The sequence below is a fragment of the Thiobacillus denitrificans genome (assembly GCF_001530125.1).
In the GTDB taxonomy this organism is placed as follows: Bacteria; Pseudomonadota; Gammaproteobacteria; order Burkholderiales; family Thiobacillaceae; genus Thiobacillus; species Thiobacillus denitrificans_C.
Genome location: NZ_LDUG01000007.1, coordinates 16,958 through 33,674 on the forward strand (window position 1 = coordinate 16,958; position 16,717 = coordinate 33,674).

The window sequence follows — 16,717 nt, forward strand, 5'->3', positions numbered from 1 at the left end:
GGAAATAGCATGGCAGACATAAATACGGTCAAAGGAAGCCTGGTTGCGATAGTCACCCCGATGTCGGACGACGGCGCGCTCGACCTCGACGCGCTGCGCCGCCTGGTCGACTGGCACATCGCGGCGGGGACGGATGGCATCGTCATCGTCGGCACCACCGGCGAATCGCCGACGGTGAGCTACGACGAGCACTGCATGCTGATCCGCACCACGGTCGAGCAGGCCGCCGGACGGGTGCCGGTGATCGCAGGCACCGGCGCGAATTCCACGACCGAAGCAATCGAACTCACCGAATGCGCCAGGGCAGCGGGCGCCCAGGCCGGCCTGTCGGTGGTGCCGTACTACAACAAGCCGACCCAGGAAGGCCTGTTCCAGCACTACAAGAAAATCGCCGAAGCGGTCGACCTGCCGTTGATTCTGTACAACGTGCCGGGACGCACGGTGGCCGACCTGTCCAACGACACCACGCTGCGCCTGGCCGAAGTGCCCGGCATCGTCGGGGTGAAGGACGCCACCGGGAGCATGGAGCGCGCGGCCGACCTGCTGCGTCGTGCGCCGAAGGACTTCGCGCTATACAGCGGCGACGACGCCTCGGCGATGCCCTTCATGCTGCTGGGCGGGCATGGCGTGATTTCGGTCACCGCCAACGTCGCGCCGAAATTGATGCACGAGATGTGCGTGGCCGCGTTCGACGGGAACCTGGCGCGCGCGCGTGAACTCAACAATAGGCTGCTGCCTTTGCACAACAAGCTGTTTGTCGAGGCCAACCCGATTCCGGTGAAGTGGGCGTGCGCCGAGATGGGACTGATCCCATACGGCCTGCGCCTGCCCTTGACCCCGCTGTCTGCCGGCCTGCACGACACCCTGCGTGACGCGATGCGCCACGCCAATTTAATTTAATCCAGTCTTGCGCGGCTATGTGCCCTGCCGGTTCGATGCAAATCTTCGTTTAGGAAACCTGATGCGTTTATTGCCCTTGTTTGTGATGCTTAGCCTGGCCACCTCGGGCTGCGGCATGATCGAATCCAAAAAGATCGACTATAAATCGGCCGGCAAGCTGCCGACACTGGAAATGCCGCCCGACCTCACCGCGCCGGCCGGAGACAACCGTTACGCCATTCCCGATACCCAGGGCAGCGGCACCGCCACCCTGTCGACCTACAGCCAGGAACGCCAGACCACGCCGAGCGGCGTGCAAACCCTGCTGCCCGCGCAGGAGAAGGCCCGCATCGAACGCGCCGGCACTCAGCGCTGGCTGGTGGTGCAGGCGACGCCGCAGCAGGTATGGCCGGTGATCAAGGATTTCTGGCAGGAGACAGGCTTCATCGTCAATCTGGAATCGCCCGAAACCGGCGTGATCGAAACCGACTGGGCGGAAAACCGCGCCAACATCCCGCAGGACGTGATTCGCCGCACCATCGGCAGGGTGCTCGACGGCCTGTATTCCACCGCCGAGCGCGACAAGTTCCGCACCCGCATCGAAGCAGGCAAGGAAGGCGGCACCGAAATCTACGTCAGCCACCGCGGCATGATGGAAGTCTACGACTCCGCGAACCAGGACAGGACAGTGTGGCAGCCGCGTCCGGCCAACCCCGAGCTCGAGGCCGAAATGCTGCGCCGGTTGATGCTGCGCTTCGGCGTCGAAGAAAGTCGCGCCCAGACCCTGCTGGTCAAACAGCAGACGCCGGAACAGGCGCGCATCCTCAGTGAAGCTGGCACGTCGGTGCTGGAAATGGACGAGAATTTCGACCGCGCCTGGCGTCGTGTCGGCCTGGCGCTGGATCGCGTCGGCTTTGCGGTGGAAGACCGCGACCGTTCCAAGGGCGTGTACTTCGTGCGCTACATCGATCCCGGTATCGACAACGACAGCAAGCGCGACGAAGGCCTCCTGTCCAAATTTGCCTTCTGGCGAGGCAAGAAAGAGCAGGCCTCGCCGCAATTGCAGATCGTGGTGAACGAGGCGGGCGAGAAGAGCCGGGTCAGCGTCACCGGTACGGACGGCAAGCCGGCCGACACCAGTACGCAGACCCGCATCCTCAACCTGCTGCATCAAGAATTGAAGTAATGGACACGTCTAGAAATCGTAGCGAGCGGTCATCAGCCGGGTGCGCCCGGAGCGCAGGAACCGGAGTGTATGTGGGTATACATGAGGATTCCGAGCACCGGACGCCCCACAAGGGGACTCCGACTTTCTACGGGCTGAAGCCCGTGAAAGATCGTATGCGCCCGGATCATGATCGCGCAGTAGATTTATAGACGTGTCCATGCGGTTTGCCAGTCTCGGCAGCGGCAGCGGCGGTAACGGCCTGGTGATCGAGGCCGGCGCCACCCGGGTGCTGATGGATTGCGGCTTTGGCCTGGCCGACAGCCAGGCGCGGCTGGCTCGGCTGGGCTTGCAGGCGTCCGATCTGGCCGGCATTGTGGTGACCCATGAACACAGCGACCATATTGGCGGGGTGGGGCGGCTGGCGCGCAAGCACAAGCTGCCGGTATGGCTCACCGCCGGCACCCTGGTGATGGCGCAGGACCTCGACGGCGTGGCGGTGCAGGTGATCGACAGCCATGCGGCGTTTGCGGTGGACGGTCTGGAAATCCAGCCGTTTCCGGTGCCGCACGATGCGCGCGAGCCGGTGCAGTACGTGTTTGGCGACGGCAACCGGCGCCTCGGCGTGTTGACCGATACCGGCAGCGATACCCTGCATATCGAGGCCATGCTGGCCGGCGTTGACGCGCTGGTGCTGGAATGCAACCACGACGCGGCGATGCTGGAAAACGGGCCGTATCCGGCCAGCCTCAAGCGGCGTGTGGGGGGGCGTTTCGGCCATCTGGAAAACGGCCAGTCTGCGGCCTTGCTGGACAAGCTGAAGCACGACAAACTGCAATGCGTGATGGCAGCGCATGTTTCACACAAGAACAATACGGCCGCCCTGGCGCAACGCGCGCTGGCCCGCGTGCTGAACTGTGCGGACGACGATGTGCGCGTGGCCTGCCAGACGGCAGGGTTTAATTGGATAACGCTTTGACGACTTTTGCTGAACTCGGGCTTGCTCCCGACATCCTGCGTGCCCTCGACGAGATGGGTTACCTCACGCCGACCCCGATCCAGGAGCAGGTCATCCCGCTGGCGCTGCAGGGCGCCGACATTCTCGGCGCGGCGCAGACCGGCACCGGCAAGACGGCGGCGTTCGCGCTGCCGCTGATCCAGCGTTTGCTGCCGTTCGCCAACACCGGCACCTCGCCCGCCAAGCATCCGATCCGCGCGCTGATCCTCACCCCCACGCGCGAGCTCGCGATCCAGGTCGAGGAAAGCGTGCAGGCCTACATCAAGCACGTGCCGCTGCGCTCGCTGGTGGTGTATGGCGGGGTCAGCATCAACACGCAGATTCCCATCCTCAAGGCCGGCGTCGAAATCCTGGTGGCGACGCCCGGCCGCCTGCTCGACCACGTGCAAAACAAGACGCTGATGCTGAACCAGGTCAACACGCTGGTGCTCGACGAAGCCGACCGCATGCTCGACATGGGCTTCATGCCCGACTTGAAGCGTATCGTTGCGCTGCTGCCGGCGCAGCGGGTGAACATGATGTTCTCGGCCACCTTCCCGGAAGAAATCCGCAAGCTCGCCGACAGCATCCTCAACCAGCCGACCTTCATCGAGGTGGCGCGCAACGAAACCGCGGTGAATGTCACCCAGGTGGTGCATCCGGTGCACCACGAGCGCAAACGGCAGCTGCTCGCGCATCTGATCACGAGTCGTGATCTGCGGCAGGTGCTGGTGTTCACCGGCACCAAGCTGGGCTGCAACCGCCTGGCCAACGAACTCAACAAGCTGGGGATCCACGCCGACGCCATTCACGGCGACAAGACCCAGCAGGAGCGCATCAAGGTGCTTGAGGCCTTCAAGGCCGGTACCATGCGCGTGCTGGTCGCCACCGACGTCGCCGCGCGCGGCATCGACATCGAGGCGCTGCCCTTCGTCGTCAATTACGACCTGCCGCACAATGCCGAGGATTACGTTCACCGCATCGGCCGCACCGGGCGCGCCGGTGCCAGCGGCGAGGCGATCTCGCTGGTGAGCGAATCGGAAACGCGCTATCTCAAGGACATCGAAAAACTCATCGGCAACCCCATCGAGACAGTGATCGTTCCCGGCTTCGAACCGGGCGTGGCCGACGTGCCCGCGTACCAGTCGCGCCCGCCGCGGCCTGATCGCCCTGTTGAGCGTTCAGCCGAACGTCCTTCAACCGAGCACCGGGCGCCGCGCGCCAAACCGGCCGCGTCGCGCGATGCGCTGTTCGACGTGCCCTATGAACCCAGCGAGGCGCCGCCCGCCGTCGGCACGCCCGCCCTGGTGCGGCCGGGGCCCAAAAAGCAGATCGCGGCGCTGTTTCGCAGCCCGGTCAAACCCGATTCCGCTGGCCAGTGAGCTGGGAAATCCTCCTGCTGGGGATGTTCGGCGCCGTCGGCTGGTACTGGTACGCCGGCATGCAGGTGCGCGAACAGGCCGTCGCGGTCGGCCGCCGTGCCTGCACCGACGCCGGTCTGCAGTTCCTCGACGACAGCGTGGCCTTGAGCAGAACCCGCTTTGCGCGCAACGGCAGCGGCCAGCTGCAGTTCCTGCGCGATTACCGCTTCGAGTTTTCTGACACGGGCGACAACCGCCGTCCCGGCGTCATCCGCATGCTCGGCAACCGGGTCGAATGGGTCAGCCTCGATGGCGAGTGGCAGCCAGGCAGGGCCGCCAGCGTCACCCGCCTCTGAAGGCTACCGCGTGTAGCGGTCGCCTTGAACGTCGAATAGCCCTACCACCACTTCTCGAAAATAATGCGGTTCATCGGCACCCCGAGGTCATGCAGCAGGGTGCTCATATCCTCGACCATGCCCTTGGGGCCGCACAGGTAATACAGCGTGTCGTCCGGCACGTCGAGTGCGTGCAGCTTGACTGGGTCGATGCGGCCGGTGAGACCGTGCCAGCCGGCGTCGGCTTGGGTCACGGTGATGCTCACGTGCAGGTTGTCGTGGTTGCGGGCGGCCGCGTCGAGTTCATCGCGAAACAGGATTTCACGGCTGTCCGATACGCTGTAGACCAGATGCGCCTGCGTCGGCAACCGGGCATCGCGCACGTGACGGAAGATGGACAGCAGCGGGGTAATGCCGACCCCGCCGCCGATCAGCACCACGTTGTCGCTCATTTCCGGCAGGTAGACGAACGGCCCCTGGCCCTGCGAGATGCGAATGACGTCACCTACCCGTGCCTGTTCGTGCATCCAGCGCGCCACTGGATGGTGCGCGCTTGCCTTGATCGCCAGTTCGATTTCGCCCTGATGGATGGGCGAGGTGGTGATGGAATAGCCGGCGGTGTGCGTCACACCATCGACCTCGATGCTGAGGTCCACCCATTGCCCCGGTAGAAAGCGGAAAGCGGGATCGGGGATGGCAAGGCGCAGGGCGTGAATGCTGGGCGTGGCAGGGGTGATTGCAGCAATCTGCGCGTCAAAGATGTGCAAAGCTCAGTCCTGTTTCTTCTGGAAAGCGAGCGAGGCCGAGTTGATGCAGTAGCGCATGCCGGTGGGGGCAGGGCCGTCAGGGAAGACATGGCCCAGATGCGAACCGCAGCGGCGACACAGCGCCTCGACGCGCGCCATGCCATGGCTGGTGTCGTGCTTTTCCGCTACCGCATCGGCATTCAGCGCCTGATAAAAGCTTGGCCAGCCGGTGCCGGAATCGAACTTGGCAGCGGATGGAAACAGCGGCTCGCCGCAGGCCGCGCAGCGATATTCGCCGGCCTCGTGGTGGTCCCAGTATTCCCCGGTGAACGCCTGTTCGGTACCGTGCTCGCGCAGGATGCGGTATTGCTCGGGGGACAGTTCGGCGCGCCATTCGGCGTCGGTTCTGGTTTTGTCTGCAGTCATGATGATATCTCCTGATACGCCGAAGTTTACCCGTTGCCGGTCGCGGCTGGCCCAATTGCCCCTGTGTCACAAGGGTTGTCCGCGACACGGTTGACAGCGTCATCGAAGCAGGTTTATTCTTCGTTCAGGTATTAGACTTAGTCTAAAAACCGTATTTCATCCACTGGGATGCCTGCTATAAACAAATAGTTGGGCAAGTTGGACAGGGATGGATTATCAGTGCTGCAAAGCATATCTATGTCAATCAAGGAGATCAGGTTATGCAACTCAAGGGCTCGAAAACCGAAGACCATCTGAAAGCCGCCTTCGCCGGCGAATCGCAGGCCAACCGCCGTTACCTTTACTTCGCAGCAAAGGCTGACGTGGAAGGCTACAACGACGTTGCCTCCGTGTTCCGTTCCACCGCCGAAGGTGAAACCGGCCACGCGCACGGCCACCTGGAATACCTGGAAAAGTGCGGCGACCCCGCCACCGGCATGCCTTTTGGCCCCACCGCCGACAACCTGAAAACTGCGGTTGCGGGCGAAACCCACGAGTACACCGACATGTATCCCGGCATGGCCAAGGATGCACGTAGCGAAGGTTTCGACGAAATCGCCGACTGGTTCGAGACGCTGGCCAAGGCCGAGCGTTCGCACGCCAACAAGTTCCAGAAGACGCTGGACACCCTGGGCGCGTAATCCTGCCCAGGTAAAAAGCGGGTCGGGTTCGACCCGCTTTTTCTGCTGCAAAGACCTCTCACCACAGAGGCACAGAGGCACAGAGGCACAGAGAAAAATCAAAAGGGGCTTCTATTCGCGTCCTGTCCGGTGGATAAACCACAGGCAAACGCATAACCCATTGTTTATCGATTTTCTCTGTGTCTCTGTGCCTCTGTGGTGAAAGATTTAAAACCATTCCCTACGCATCCCAATGGAGTTCGCATGAGCGAAGGCAACCTCGAAGCCCCCACCCGCCACCCGCTCGACTGGAAAAACCCGGATTTCTACAACGAAGAGAAGCTCAACCATGAGCTCGAGCGTGTTTTCGATGCCTGCCACGGCTGCCGCCGCTGCGTGTCGTTGTGCACCGCGTTTCCGACGCTGTTCGATCTGGTGGACGAATCCTCGACGATGGAAGTGGACGGTGTCGCCAAGGCCGACTACGCGAAGGTGGTGGACGAGTGCTACCTGTGCGATCTCTGTTACATGACCAAATGCCCCTACGTGCCGCCGCACCCGTGGAACATCGATTTTCCGCACGTCATGCTGCGTGCCAAGGCGATCAAGTTCAAGAAGGGCGGCACCACGTTCCGCGACAAGCTGTTGTCCAGCACCGATGCGATGGGCAAGCTCGCCTCGATTCCGGTGGTGGTGCAGGCGGTGAACGCCAGCCTGAAGAGCAAGCCGATCCGCAAGCTGGTCGACAGCGTGCTGCACATCCACGCCGACCGCAAGTTGCCCGAATACGACAGCGCAAAATTCCGCTCCACCGCCAAGCCGCGCGGCGATTTCGCGGTGAAGGCCGGCGATAAAACGCCGGGCAAGGTGGCGATCTATGCCACCTGCTACGTCAACTACAACGAGCCCGGCATTGGCCACGACTTGCTGAAACTGCTGGCGCACAACGAAATCCCCGCTGTGCTGGTGGAGAAGGAGGCCTGCTGCGGCATGCCCAAGCTGGAACTGGGCGACCTCGACGCGGTGGAAAAGCTGATGGAGATCAACATCCCACATCTGGCGAAGCTCGCGCGCGAAGGCTACGCGATCCTCACCGCAGTGCCTTCGTGCACGCTGATGTACAAACAAGAGCTGCCGCTGATGTTCCCGCACGATTCCGACGTGCAGGCGGTGAAGGAGGCGATGTGGGACCCGTTCGAATACCTCATGGCGCGCAACGTCGACGGCCTCTTGAAGACCGATTTCAATCACCCACTCGGCAAGGTGGCCTATCACGTCCCCTGTCACCAACGGGTGCAGAACATCGGCAACAAGACGCGTGACGCGCTGCAGCTGGCCGGCGCCAAAGTGACGATGGTCGAGCGCTGCTCGGGCCACGACGGCACCTGGGGCGTTAAGCGCGAATACTTCGACAAGTCGATGAAGATCGGCAAGCCAGTGTTCCGCCAGATGGCAGAGCCGCAACCGGATTACGTGAGTTCCGACTGCGCGATTGCCGCGCGTCACATCCTGCAGGGCATGGGCGAGTCCACCGCGCAGAAACAGCATCCGATCACGCTGCTGCGCATCGCCTATGGTCTTGAGTAAACCTGTTGAACCACAGAGGCACAGAGACACAGAGGAAAAACAGGATATCGCGACAGGCAGCGCGATATCTTTCTGGGTTTCTCTGTGTCTCTGTGGTGAAGGGTTTTAAATCAACCGACATTGAGTAAGGAGCAAAACATGCCGCACATTACCCGTGACAGCCTGATGAGCCTGGAAGGCTACGCCAAGGTCCGCCCCGAAATGCGCGCCGAAGTCATGGCGCACAAGAAGAACCGCATGGTCGAGTTGGGCGACCACGTCACGCTGATTTTCGAAGACGAAAAGACCATGCGCTACCAGATCCAGGAAATGCTGCGCGCCGAGCGCACCTTCGAGGAAGCCGGTATCCAGGACGAGCTCGACGCCTACAACCCGCTGGTTCCGGACGGCAGCAACTGGAAAGCGACCATGATGATCCAGTATTCCGACCCGGACGCGCGCAAGGTCGCGCTGGCGAAGCTGAAGGGCATCGAGGAACGCGTGTGGGTGCAGGTGGCCGACCAGGCGAAGGTTTATGCGATCGCCGACGAGGATATGGCGCGTGAGAACGAGGAGAAAACCTCGGCAGTGCATTTTCTGCGTTTCGAGCTCGATGCCACCTCGGTCGCGGCCGCCAAGGCCGGCAGCCCGATCCGCATGGGCATCGATCACGAAGCCTACAAGGTGGAGCCGATCGCGCTGGCGGAGAACACCCGTTCAGCACTGGTGCTCGATTTGTCCTAAATCTAAGTTCAGGCGGTTGAAACACAACAAGGTGCCGCCTGCTCTTTGGGGAGGATGGGATGCTGGATAAATTGTTGGTTCATCAGGTGCGGCGACGGGTGGAGGCCTCGGGGCTGCCGTTCATCGTCGAATTGTGGAACGGCGAACTGGTGGGCAATGCTGCCGATGCCGCCGTGCGGGTGCGGCTGCATGAGGCGGCCAGCCTGAAGGCCATGGCCGACCCCAGCCTGGGTTCACTGGCACGCGCCTATGTTGAAGGGGATCTTGATCTCATAGGCAATGTCCGCGACATCCTCGCGCTCGGCGACCGCCTGTGCAATGCCGGAGATCTCAAGCCGAAAACCGGCTCGGACGGCTGGAAATGGTGGCGCCATACGCGCACCAAGGACCGCAGGAACATCCAGTATCACTACGACGTTTCCAACGATTTTTACGGCCTGTGGCTGGATGCGCGGCGGGTGTACTCGTGTGCCTATTTCAAGACCCCGGACATGAGCCTGGAAGCCGCGCAGGAAGCCAAGCTCGACCACATCTGCCGTAAGCTCGACCTCAAGCCCGACGAGCAGTTTCTCGACATCGGCTGCGGCTGGGGCGGGCTGCTCCTGCATGCGGCGGAGCGCTACGGCGTGCACGCGGTCGGCATCACCCTGTCGGATGATCAGCATGCACATGTCAGCCAGCAAATCGAAGCGCGCGGCCTGACCGGCCGGGTCGAGGTGCGCAGGATGGACTACCGCGACGTCCCCGAGAACGGCGGCTACGACAAGATCGCCAGCGTCGGCATGTTCGAGCACGTCGGCCGCGCGAACCTCGCTGCCTATTTCGTCAAGATCAACGCGCTGCTGAAGCCGGGCGGGCTGGTGCTGAACCACGGCATCACCACGGCCGAACCCGAGGCCAATGGGCTGGGCAGCGGCATATCCGAATTCATCGAAGACTATGTGTTCCCGGGGGGCGAACTGGTGCACGCCTCCGACGTGCTGCGCGCCGCCGCGGGCAGCGGTCTCGAATGCCTCGATGCCGAAAACCTGCGCCCGCATTACGGCAAGACGCTGTGGCACTGGGTCACGCGCCTGGAGCAACACGCCGACGAGGCGCGCCATCTGATCGGCGAGCAGAAATACCGCATCTGGCGCATCTACATGGCGGGCTCCGCCTATGCCTTCGACCACGGTTGGATGGAGTTGTGGCAGGTGTTGGCGGGCAAGGCCGTGGACGGCAACCAGCCAAACTATCCATTCAAACGGGACTTCATCTATCGCGGCGAATGAGTTGCGTGGTGGCTGGGCAGCAATCCAGCGGGCCAGAGCCGATTGTTTGCGGATAGTCGCGTCCGGCCATGAAGTCTGGCCATTTTAAAGCGCCCCATCGACTTGCTGCGGCACCGCAACCGTGACACCCGGCCAGTCTCCCGTTGAAACTGGATTTGGGTGTAGTTTGTCCCCGAGTGAATTTTGATGGCGAATGAACACGCTGCAATCATTGCGGTGCTGGTGGCAACGATAGCCATGTTCATGTGGGGCCGCTGGCGCCACGACATGGTGGCCGTGGGCGCGCTACTGGCCTGCGTGCTGGCCGGACTGGTGGCCCCGGCAGACGCATTCGCCGGCTTCGGTCATCCGGCAGTGATCACGGTCGCTTGCGTGCTGGTGCTGAGTCGTGGTTTGCAGACGTCCGGCGCGGTCGATGTGCTCACCCGTCATACCTTGCCGAAGCATGCCGGCCCGACGCTGAGTCTGGCTGCGCTGGTCGGGCTGGGTGCGGTGCTGTCCGGCTTCATGAACAACGTCGGGGCGATGGCGCTCTTGATGCCGGTGGCCATACAGCTTGCCAGGCGCCTCGACCTGCCGCCCGGGCGGGTGCTGATGCCGCTTGCCTTCGGCACCATCCTCGGCGGCATGACGACCATGATCGGTACGCCGCCCAACCTGATCGTGTCCGGCTTCCGCACCCTGAACAACGCCGGCGGCTTCGCCATGTTCGACTTCACGCCAGTCGGTCTGGCCGTGGCCGGGGTGACTTTTGTGGCCTTGGTTGGCTGGCGGCTGGTGCCAGCACGCAAGCAGGCCGGCACAGAGGGTTTCGAGACAGGGGCGTACACCACCGAAGTCCGCGTGACGGACGATAGCAAGGCTGCCGGCATGACCCTGCGCGACATCGAGAGCGCGCTCGACGAGGCCGACGCGCAAGTCGTGGGTCTGGGGTTCGCAATGAGCTGCGCATGAACGCACCGCAAGCCGGACGAAAGGTGCTGCCCGGCGACATCCTGATCATCGAGGCCGAGGTCGAGGCCCTGGCCAGTGTGCTGTCCAGCCTCGGCTTGACGCTGGAAGAAGCGGTTTCGTCGGATGCTCAAAACGAAACCAGTGAGGGCGAGACCCGGGAATCCGGGCGGCGCAACAGCAGCAAGGCCATCGACCACGAGCCCGGCGCAGAGAAGAAGCCGACGAGACGGCAGAGAAGGCGCCGCCCTCCGACAAGATTGTGCTGATGGAACTCGTCGTCCGTCCCGAGTCAGCGATTGTCGGTCGCTCGGCCAGCGACATGCAGCTGCGCTCCCGCTACGGGCTCAACCTGCTGGCCGTGTCACGCGAGGGCACGCGCTCGAAGGCACGGCTGCGCACCCTGAAAATTCAGCCCGGCGATCTGCTGCTGATGCAGGGCCCCCAGGAGGTGCTGGCCGAGTTTGCGGCCGACTCCGGCTGCGCGCCACTGGCCGAACGCGAGTTGCGCATCCCGAACAAGCGCAAGGCGTGGATGGCCGGCGGCATCATGGCTTTTGCCGTCGCCGTCGCCGCCTTTGGCTTGCTTCCGGCAGCGATCTCGTTCGCCCTCGGCGTGCTGGCCTCGATGGCGCTGCGCACCATCCCGCCACGCGCGGTCTATGCAGCCATCGACTGGCCGGTGGTTGTCCTGCTCGGCGCGCTCATACCGGTGGCCGGCGCGATGGCGTCCACTGGTACCGCCGGGGGCTGAGTGTGAATGCCGACTCGTTTCTGATGGCGGTGGCCATCGGCGCCCCCTGCGCCTTCCTGACCCCGATTGGACACCAGAACAACACGCTGATCCTCGGCCCCGGCGGCTTTCGTTTCGGCGACTATTGGCGTCTCGGGCTGCCGCTTGAGGTGCTGGTGATCGCTGTCAGCCTCCCGATGCTGCTTTGGGTGTGGCCGCTCTGATGCCGTGAAAGAAGTGCGGAATTGATCAATCCCGATCGGCTCAATCCGCCCAGCGATCCAACTCCTGGTCCGCCAGCGAGACGGGATCTTCAATCGGCTCCAGGTGGGTAATGATGTGGGCATAGGTCACGGCCTGGCGGATGTCGGCCTCGATGCGTTCCGACCAGTCGTGCCCCTGCTGAACGGTCCAGGCGCCAGGCACCAGCACGTGCAGGGAAATGAAGGCGCGGCTGCCGGCCTGCCGCGTGCGCAAGGCATGAAACCCCAGCCCCTGTTGGCGATAGCGGTCCAGCACGCCTTCGATCGCCTTGAGGTCTTCCACGGGAATGGAAACATCCATTAATCCTGAGGCGGATCGCTGCAGTAGTTGCCAGCCAGTCCACACAATATTCACCGCCACCAGCAGGGCAATCACCGGGTCGAGCCAGAGCCAGCCGGTCAGCCAGACGAGGCCGACGCCGAGAATGACGCCAGCGGAGGTCCAGACGTCGGTGAGCAGGTGGTGGGCGTCGGCTTCCAGGGTGATGGATTTGTATTTTCGGCCCACCCCCATGAGGATGCGCGAGGTGGCCAGGTTGATGATCGAGGCGACTACCGACACCGCCAGCCCGATGCCCACGGCTTCGATCGGTTGCGGATTGAGCAGGCGATCGATCGCTGCGTAGCCGATGAGGATTGCAGCGATGAGGATGAGGAAACCTTCAAACGCACTGGAGAAATACTCCGCCTTGCCGTGTCCGTGCGTGTGGTTGTCGTCCGCCGGCCTCGCCGCCAGCGTCAGCATGGCCAGCGCCATCATTGCCCCCGCCAGGTTGACGAAGGATTCGAGCGCGTCGGAGAGCAGGCCGACCGATCCGGTGATCCACCAGGCCCAGCCCTTGAGCAGGATAGTCGCCACGGCCGCCGCGATAGAGAGCCAGGCATAGCGTTTGAGGGAGGGGGGCAGCATGTCGATGTGTCGCGAGGGCCCAGTAGGGATTTCGATTGTAGTTCAGGGCCTGTTCGCGCTCCGGGAAACGCCTGATTGGAAAGTGCAAAGGGGTTTTAGCCTCGTGGCGCCACTGAAGGCGCGCTGACGCCCCATATTCCTAAAGACATCCCGTAGCCGAAGCCATAAAATGGCGGCCATGAAAATCCTCTCCGCCTTGCTGCTGATCCTGCCCCTAACGGCCAACGCCGAATGGGGACAATTTGATTTCGAATTTGAAAGCGACAAGCCATGGGTGGAACTGTCCACCCAGTTGCCGCCCTATCCCAAGCCCGAAAATCTGGTCGAGTTCAATGTGTCGTCGGCCACGCGCAACCGGCATTTCGTCGACACGGCATCGATCAGCGTCGGCGAGGACAAGGTGGTGCGCTACAGCGTGGTGATCGAAGCGGCCGGCGGGGCGAAGAACGTTTCCTTCGAGGGCATGCGCTGCGCCACCGGCGAGCGCCGCCTGTATGCCTACGGCCAGCCCGACGGCAGTTGGTCGAAGGCGCGCACCGCCGGCTGGGAAGGCATCAAGTTCCGTTCGCTGCTGTCGTATCACAAGGCGCTGTTCGAGGATCATTTCTGTCCCGACGACATCCGTGTCAAGGACGCCAAAGAGGCCGTGCGCAACCTGCGGCGCGCGGCGCACTGATGCATTCCGTGGTGAGACACGCCCGGCGCATCGTCGTCAAGGTCGGCTCCAGCCTGGTCACCGCCGAAGGGCGCGGGCTCGACCACGCCGCGCTGTCGCGCTGGGCCGGTCAGATCGCCGCACTGACCGCACAGGGCAGGGAAGTGGTGCTGGTGTCCTCCGGCGCGATTGCCGAAGGCATCGCACGGCTGGGCTGGAAAAAACGCCCGAAAGCGATCAACGAACTGCAGGCCGCCGCCGCCGTGGGGCAGATGGGGCTGGTGCAGGCCTACGAATCTATTTTCCGCAGCCATGACCTGCATGCCGCGCAGGTACTGCTCACCCACGAGGACCTGGCCGACCGCACCCGCTACCTGAATGCGCGTATCACCCTGCGCACGCTGCTTGGATTGAACGTCGTCCCGATCATCAACGAAAATGACACCGTCGCCACCGACGAAATCCGCCTCGGCGACAACGACACGCTGGGCGCGCTGGTGACCAACCTGATCGAGGCCGACTGCCTGATCATCCTCACCGACCAGTCCGGCCTGTATACCGCCGACCCGCGCAAGGTGCCCGACGCCACGCTGGTGATGGACGCCCACGCCGGCGACCCCGAACTCGAACGCATGGCGGGCGGTGCGGGCAGCAGCGTCGGCACCGGCGGCATGCTGACCAAGATACTCGCCGCCAAGCGCGCGGCCCGCAGCGGCGCGCATACGGTGATCTGCAGCGGACGCGAGGAGAACGTGCTGTTGCGGCTAGCCGCTGGAGAGGCGATCGGCAGCCAACTGGTGGCGCGCCAGGCGCCGCTCGACGCGCGGCGGCAGTGGCTGGCCGACCACCTGCAGTTGCGCGGCAGCGTGGTGCTCGACGATGGCGCGGTGCGCGCCCTGCGCGAGGACGGCAAGAGCCTGCTGCCGGTCGGCGTCAAAGGCGTGCTCGGCGAATTCGCGCGCGGCGAAGTGGTGGCGGTGGTCGACACCGACGGCAGCGAAATCGCACGCGGCCTCGTCAACTACAGCGCGAGTGAGGCGCGCCGCATCGCCGGCAAGCCGAGCAGCGCGATCGAGGCGGCGCTCGGCTACATGGACGAGCCGGAACTGATCCACCGCGACAATCTGGTGATGCTGGCGTGACCATGTTGGACCTGATGCGTCACGGCGAACCCGTCGGCGGTCGCCGCTATCGCGGCCAGATCGACGATCCGCTGTCGGAGAAGGGCTGGGCGCAGATGCAGGCGGCGGTCGGTGACACGGTGCCGTGGACACGCGTCGTCTCGTCGCCGCTGCTGCGCTGCCGCGCGTTTGCCCAAACACTGGCCGATCGCCATGGCTTGCCGCTGGCGCTGGATGAGCGCCTGAAGGAAATCGGCTTCGGCGAATGGGAGGGCAAGGCGGCGGCCGAGATCGAGCAGGACGCGCCCGGCACGCTGGCGCGCTTCAAGGCCGACCCGGTCAATGCGCGGCCGAAAGGCGCCGAGCCGCTGGCGGACTTTCATGCGCGGGTGGCCGCTGCGCTGGAAGACCTGCTGGCGCAACACGTCGGCCAGCATGTGCTGCTGGTGGGGCACGCCGGCGTGATGCGCATGACGCTGGCGTGGGCGCTGCACATTCCGCTGGAACACGTCTACCGGATTGAAGTGGCGACCGCTTCGCTGACGCGCCTGCGCTTCGACGCCGGCCGCGCCAGCCTGATCTTCCATGGCAGTACGCGCGTCGGCCGGTGATCCGCCGCATCCTTCTGTGGCTGTGCCTGCTGCTGGCATTGCCGGCGGCGCAGGCAGCCGCCCTCCGGGTGGTCGACGACGTTGGGCAAACCCTCGAATTCGCCCAGCCACCGCAGCGTATTATTTCGCTGACGCCGCATCTTACCGAGCTGCTGTTTGCCGTCGGCGCCGGGGCGCAGCTGGTGGGCGCGGACAGCGCCAGCGATTACCCGAAAGCGGCGCAGGCGCTGCCGCGCGTCGGCGACTACAGCCGCATCAACTTCGAGCGCATCCTGGCGCTGAAACCGGATCTGGTCATCGTCTGGGTCGGCGGCAACCGCGCGGCGGACATCCACGGTCTGAAGAAACTGGGCCTGCCCGTTCTGCACACGCAGGCCGCCCGGCTCGACGACGTGGCGCGCCTGCTGCGCCTGATCGGGCAGGCGAGCGGACATGCCGACGAAGGCGAGGCGGCGGCGCGGGCGTACTCCGCGCGGCTGGACGCGCTGCGGGTACGGGGCGGGCAGAAACCGCCGCTGAGTGTGTTCTATCAGGTATGGGATCGCCCGCTGATGACGGTGGGCGGCACCCACTGGATCAGCGATGCGCTGGCGCTGTGCGGCGCGCGCAATGTGTTTGCCGACCTGCGTGCGGCTTCGCCGGTGGTGTCGCGCGAGACGGTGCTGCGGCGCGCGCCGGAATTGATCGTGAGCGGCAGCGACGCGCCCGACATGCGCCGTCAGTGGCAGCGCTTTGCCGGCCTGCCGGCGGTGAAAAATCAGGCATTTGTGCGGGTGAATGCGGATTTGCTGCATCGGCCCACGCCGCGCCTGATCGAGGGCGTGGCCGAACTGTGTGCGGCAGTGGAGGCCTATGCGCGGTGACGGTTGTCGCCCGGCTTGCGGTTGGGGCAGTTTTCCTTGATACAGTCGGCGTAGATATGCAGCGAGTGGTCGTGGATGGAAAATCCGCGTTCCTTGGCGATGCGGGTCTGGCGCTTTTCGATTTCGGCGTCGAAGAACTCCTCGACTTTGCCGCATTGCAGGCAGACCAGATGGTCGTGGTGCTCGCCCTGGTTCAGTTCGAACACCGCCTTGTCGCTGTCGAAGTGGTGGCGGATCAACAGCCCGGCCTGCTCGAACTGGGTCAGCACGCGGTAGACCGTGGCGAGGCCGATATCCTGGCCTTCGTCGGACAGCAGCCGATACACCTCTTCGGCGGTCATGTGCCGCTTGTGGCTTTGCTCGAACAATTCAAGGATTTTCAGGCGCGGCAGCGTGGCTTTGAGACCGATGCTCTTGAGATCGGACGGATGGCTCAATGGGGTCTCCAGAACGGGAACGGG

The 16,717-nt window shown here is 63.8% G+C and carries 21 protein-coding genes and 1 other RNA gene; 17 read left to right on the forward strand and 5 right to left on the reverse strand.

Translation table 11 applies throughout. From position 1 onward, the window contains the following. Positions 1 to 9: 9 nt before the first annotated feature. Together dapA and bamC are read left to right on the forward strand one after the other, a co-directional pair. Positions 10 to 900 (forward strand): 4-hydroxy-tetrahydrodipicolinate synthase, encoded by an 891-nt coding sequence (dapA, locus tag ABW22_RS02080; RefSeq protein ID WP_059751528.1) that lies wholly within the window; start codon positions 10 to 12, stop codon positions 898 to 900. A gap of 61 nt (positions 901 to 961) precedes the next feature. Beyond that, positions 962 to 2,065 (forward strand): outer membrane protein assembly factor BamC, encoded by a 1,104-nt coding sequence (gene bamC, locus ABW22_RS02085; RefSeq protein ID WP_059751530.1) that lies wholly within the window; start codon positions 962 to 964, stop codon positions 2,063 to 2,065. A 7-nt stretch (positions 2,066 to 2,072) separates the two neighbouring features. Here bamC and ABW22_RS02090 read toward each other — a convergent pair. After that, positions 2,073 to 2,148, reverse strand: a non-coding RNA gene (locus tag ABW22_RS02090) — sX9 sRNA. Positions 2,149 to 2,264: 116 nt separating this feature from the next. Between ABW22_RS02090 and ABW22_RS02095 the strand changes: the two genes are divergently transcribed. Genes ABW22_RS02095 through ABW22_RS02105 form a run of 3 tightly spaced genes read left to right on the forward strand, consistent with a single transcriptional unit; the run spans position 2,265 to position 4,758 of the window. After that, complete coding sequence (locus tag ABW22_RS02095) at positions 2,265 to 3,023, forward strand: MBL fold metallo-hydrolase (protein WP_059751532.1); 759 nt, start codon at positions 2,265 to 2,267, stop codon at positions 3,021 to 3,023. Beyond that, the gene (locus tag ABW22_RS02100) at positions 3,020 to 4,423 is read left to right on the forward strand and encodes a DEAD/DEAH box helicase (protein WP_059751534.1); all 1,404 of its coding nucleotides are present in this window, start codon (positions 3,020 to 3,022) and stop codon (positions 4,421 to 4,423) included. Before ABW22_RS02095 ends, ABW22_RS02100 begins: the two co-directional genes overlap by 4 nt. Continuing rightward, complete coding sequence (locus ABW22_RS02105; protein WP_059751536.1) at positions 4,420 to 4,758, forward strand: DUF3301 domain-containing protein; 339 nt, start codon at positions 4,420 to 4,422, stop codon at positions 4,756 to 4,758. Before ABW22_RS02100 ends, ABW22_RS02105 begins: the two co-directional genes overlap by 4 nt. A 41-nt stretch (positions 4,759 to 4,799) precedes the next feature. Here the strand turns inward: ABW22_RS02105 and ABW22_RS02110 are convergent, their stop codons facing one another. Continuing rightward, positions 4,800 to 5,504 (reverse strand): ferredoxin--NADP reductase, encoded by a 705-nt coding sequence (locus ABW22_RS02110; protein WP_059751538.1) that lies wholly within the window; start codon positions 5,502 to 5,504, stop codon positions 4,800 to 4,802. Positions 5,505 to 5,507: 3 nt separating this feature from the next. Next, positions 5,508 to 5,909, reverse strand: coding sequence for a peptide-methionine (R)-S-oxide reductase MsrB (msrB, locus tag ABW22_RS02115; protein ID WP_059751540.1), 402 nt, complete (start codon positions 5,907 to 5,909; stop codon positions 5,508 to 5,510). Between the two features lie 260 nt (positions 5,910 to 6,169). Here msrB and ABW22_RS02120 point away from each other — a divergent pair, with 260 nt between their 5' ends. From ABW22_RS02120 to ABW22_RS17805, 8 genes are all read left to right on the forward strand, one after another. Continuing rightward, entirely contained in the window at positions 6,170 to 6,589 is a 420-nt protein-coding gene (locus tag ABW22_RS02120; RefSeq protein ID WP_059751541.1) for a rubrerythrin family protein, read from the forward strand. Positions 6,590 to 6,832: 243 nt separating this feature from the next. Further along, positions 6,833 to 8,155 (forward strand): heterodisulfide reductase-related iron-sulfur binding cluster, encoded by a 1,323-nt coding sequence (locus ABW22_RS02125; RefSeq protein WP_059751543.1) that lies wholly within the window; start codon positions 6,833 to 6,835, stop codon positions 8,153 to 8,155. A gap of 138 nt (positions 8,156 to 8,293) precedes the next feature. Then, a complete protein-coding gene (locus ABW22_RS02130; RefSeq protein WP_059751545.1) occupies positions 8,294 to 8,878 on the forward strand; it encodes a DUF3501 family protein in 585 nt (194 codons plus the stop codon). Between the two features lie 59 nt (positions 8,879 to 8,937). Beyond that, a complete protein-coding gene (locus ABW22_RS02135) occupies positions 8,938 to 10,149 on the forward strand; it encodes an SAM-dependent methyltransferase (RefSeq protein ID WP_059751547.1) in 1,212 nt (403 codons plus the stop codon). Positions 10,150 to 10,335: 186 nt separating this feature from the next. Beyond that, positions 10,336 to 11,103, forward strand: a complete 768-nt coding sequence (locus ABW22_RS17790; RefSeq protein ID WP_202813891.1) for an SLC13 family permease — start codon at positions 10,336 to 10,338, stop codon at positions 11,101 to 11,103. Then, positions 11,100 to 11,369 carry a hypothetical protein gene (locus ABW22_RS17795; protein ID WP_202813892.1) on the forward strand — a complete coding sequence of 90 codons (270 nt, stop codon included), beginning with the start codon at positions 11,100 to 11,102 and terminating at the stop codon, positions 11,367 to 11,369. Before ABW22_RS17790 ends, ABW22_RS17795 begins: the two co-directional genes overlap by 4 nt. After that, a complete protein-coding gene (locus ABW22_RS17800; protein ID WP_202813893.1) occupies positions 11,369 to 11,854 on the forward strand; it encodes a TrkA C-terminal domain-containing protein in 486 nt (161 codons plus the stop codon). Before ABW22_RS17795 ends, ABW22_RS17800 begins: the two co-directional genes overlap by 1 nt. A gap of 2 nt (positions 11,855 to 11,856) precedes the next feature. Then, positions 11,857 to 12,057 carry an anion permease gene (locus ABW22_RS17805; protein WP_202813894.1) on the forward strand — a complete coding sequence of 67 codons (201 nt, stop codon included), beginning with the start codon at positions 11,857 to 11,859 and terminating at the stop codon, positions 12,055 to 12,057. A 40-nt stretch (positions 12,058 to 12,097) separates the two neighbouring features. On the opposite strand, the gene ABW22_RS02145 is transcribed toward ABW22_RS17805, so the two are convergent. After that, positions 12,098 to 13,006 carry a cation diffusion facilitator family transporter gene (locus tag ABW22_RS02145; RefSeq protein ID WP_059751549.1) on the reverse strand — a complete coding sequence of 303 codons (909 nt, stop codon included), beginning with the start codon at positions 13,004 to 13,006 and terminating at the stop codon, positions 12,098 to 12,100. Positions 13,007 to 13,184: 178 nt separating this feature from the next. On the opposite strand from ABW22_RS02145, the gene ABW22_RS02150 reads away from it, so the two are divergent. The 4 genes from ABW22_RS02150 to ABW22_RS02165 are packed head-to-tail and all read left to right on the forward strand — an operon-like array spanning position 13,185 to position 16,256. Next, positions 13,185 to 13,682: a CNP1-like family protein gene (locus tag ABW22_RS02150; protein WP_237763200.1), complete on the forward strand. Its 498-nt coding sequence runs from the start codon at positions 13,185 to 13,187 to the stop codon at positions 13,680 to 13,682. After that, positions 13,682 to 14,803 (forward strand): glutamate 5-kinase, encoded by a 1,122-nt coding sequence (proB, locus tag ABW22_RS02155; protein ID WP_059751553.1) that lies wholly within the window; start codon positions 13,682 to 13,684, stop codon positions 14,801 to 14,803. Before ABW22_RS02150 ends, proB begins: the two co-directional genes overlap by 1 nt. A 2-nt stretch (positions 14,804 to 14,805) precedes the next feature. Next, positions 14,806 to 15,393 (forward strand): histidine phosphatase family protein, encoded by a 588-nt coding sequence (locus tag ABW22_RS02160; RefSeq protein ID WP_059751555.1) that lies wholly within the window; start codon positions 14,806 to 14,808, stop codon positions 15,391 to 15,393. Then, positions 15,390 to 16,256, forward strand: coding sequence for a cobalamin-binding protein (locus tag ABW22_RS02165; RefSeq protein ID WP_059751557.1), 867 nt, complete (start codon positions 15,390 to 15,392; stop codon positions 16,254 to 16,256). The genes ABW22_RS02160 and ABW22_RS02165 overlap by 4 nt, the downstream gene beginning before the upstream one ends. Here the strand turns inward: ABW22_RS02165 and fur are convergent. Beyond that, complete coding sequence (fur, locus tag ABW22_RS02170) at positions 16,244 to 16,693, reverse strand: ferric iron uptake transcriptional regulator (RefSeq protein WP_059751559.1); 450 nt, start codon at positions 16,691 to 16,693, stop codon at positions 16,244 to 16,246. The genes ABW22_RS02165 and fur overlap by 13 nt on opposite strands. Between the last annotated feature and the right edge of the window lie 24 nt (positions 16,694 to 16,717).

Excerpts from the sequence above, each read along its gene's own strand:
- dapA (WP_059751528.1), top strand. The coding sequence starts at position 10 with ATGGCAGACATAAATACGGTCAAAGGAAGCCTGGTTGCGATAGTCACC.
- bamC (WP_059751530.1), top strand. The coding sequence starts at position 962 with ATGCGTTTATTGCCCTTGTTTGTGATGCTTAGCCTGGCCACCTCGGGC.
- ABW22_RS02095 (WP_059751532.1), top strand. The coding sequence starts at position 2,265 with ATGCGGTTTGCCAGTCTCGGCAGCGGCAGCGGCGGTAACGGCCTGGTG.
- msrB (WP_059751540.1), bottom strand. The coding sequence starts at position 5,909 with ATGACTGCAGACAAAACCAGAACCGACGCCGAATGGCGCGCCGAACTG.
- ABW22_RS02120 (WP_059751541.1), top strand. The coding sequence starts at position 6,170 with ATGCAACTCAAGGGCTCGAAAACCGAAGACCATCTGAAAGCCGCCTTC.
- ABW22_RS02125 (WP_059751543.1), top strand. The coding sequence starts at position 6,833 with ATGAGCGAAGGCAACCTCGAAGCCCCCACCCGCCACCCGCTCGACTGG.
- ABW22_RS02130 (WP_059751545.1), top strand. The coding sequence starts at position 8,294 with ATGCCGCACATTACCCGTGACAGCCTGATGAGCCTGGAAGGCTACGCC.
- ABW22_RS02135 (WP_059751547.1), top strand. The coding sequence starts at position 8,938 with ATGCTGGATAAATTGTTGGTTCATCAGGTGCGGCGACGGGTGGAGGCC.
- ABW22_RS17790 (WP_202813891.1), top strand. The coding sequence starts at position 10,336 with ATGGCGAATGAACACGCTGCAATCATTGCGGTGCTGGTGGCAACGATA.
- ABW22_RS17795 (WP_202813892.1), top strand. The coding sequence starts at position 11,100 with ATGAACGCACCGCAAGCCGGACGAAAGGTGCTGCCCGGCGACATCCTG.
- ABW22_RS17800 (WP_202813893.1), top strand. The coding sequence starts at position 11,369 with ATGGAACTCGTCGTCCGTCCCGAGTCAGCGATTGTCGGTCGCTCGGCC.
- ABW22_RS02145 (WP_059751549.1), bottom strand. The coding sequence starts at position 13,006 with ATGCTGCCCCCCTCCCTCAAACGCTATGCCTGGCTCTCTATCGCGGCG.
- ABW22_RS02150 (WP_237763200.1), top strand. The coding sequence starts at position 13,185 with ATGAAAATCCTCTCCGCCTTGCTGCTGATCCTGCCCCTAACGGCCAAC.
- proB (WP_059751553.1), top strand. The coding sequence starts at position 13,682 with ATGCATTCCGTGGTGAGACACGCCCGGCGCATCGTCGTCAAGGTCGGC.
- ABW22_RS02160 (WP_059751555.1), top strand. The coding sequence starts at position 14,806 with ATGTTGGACCTGATGCGTCACGGCGAACCCGTCGGCGGTCGCCGCTAT.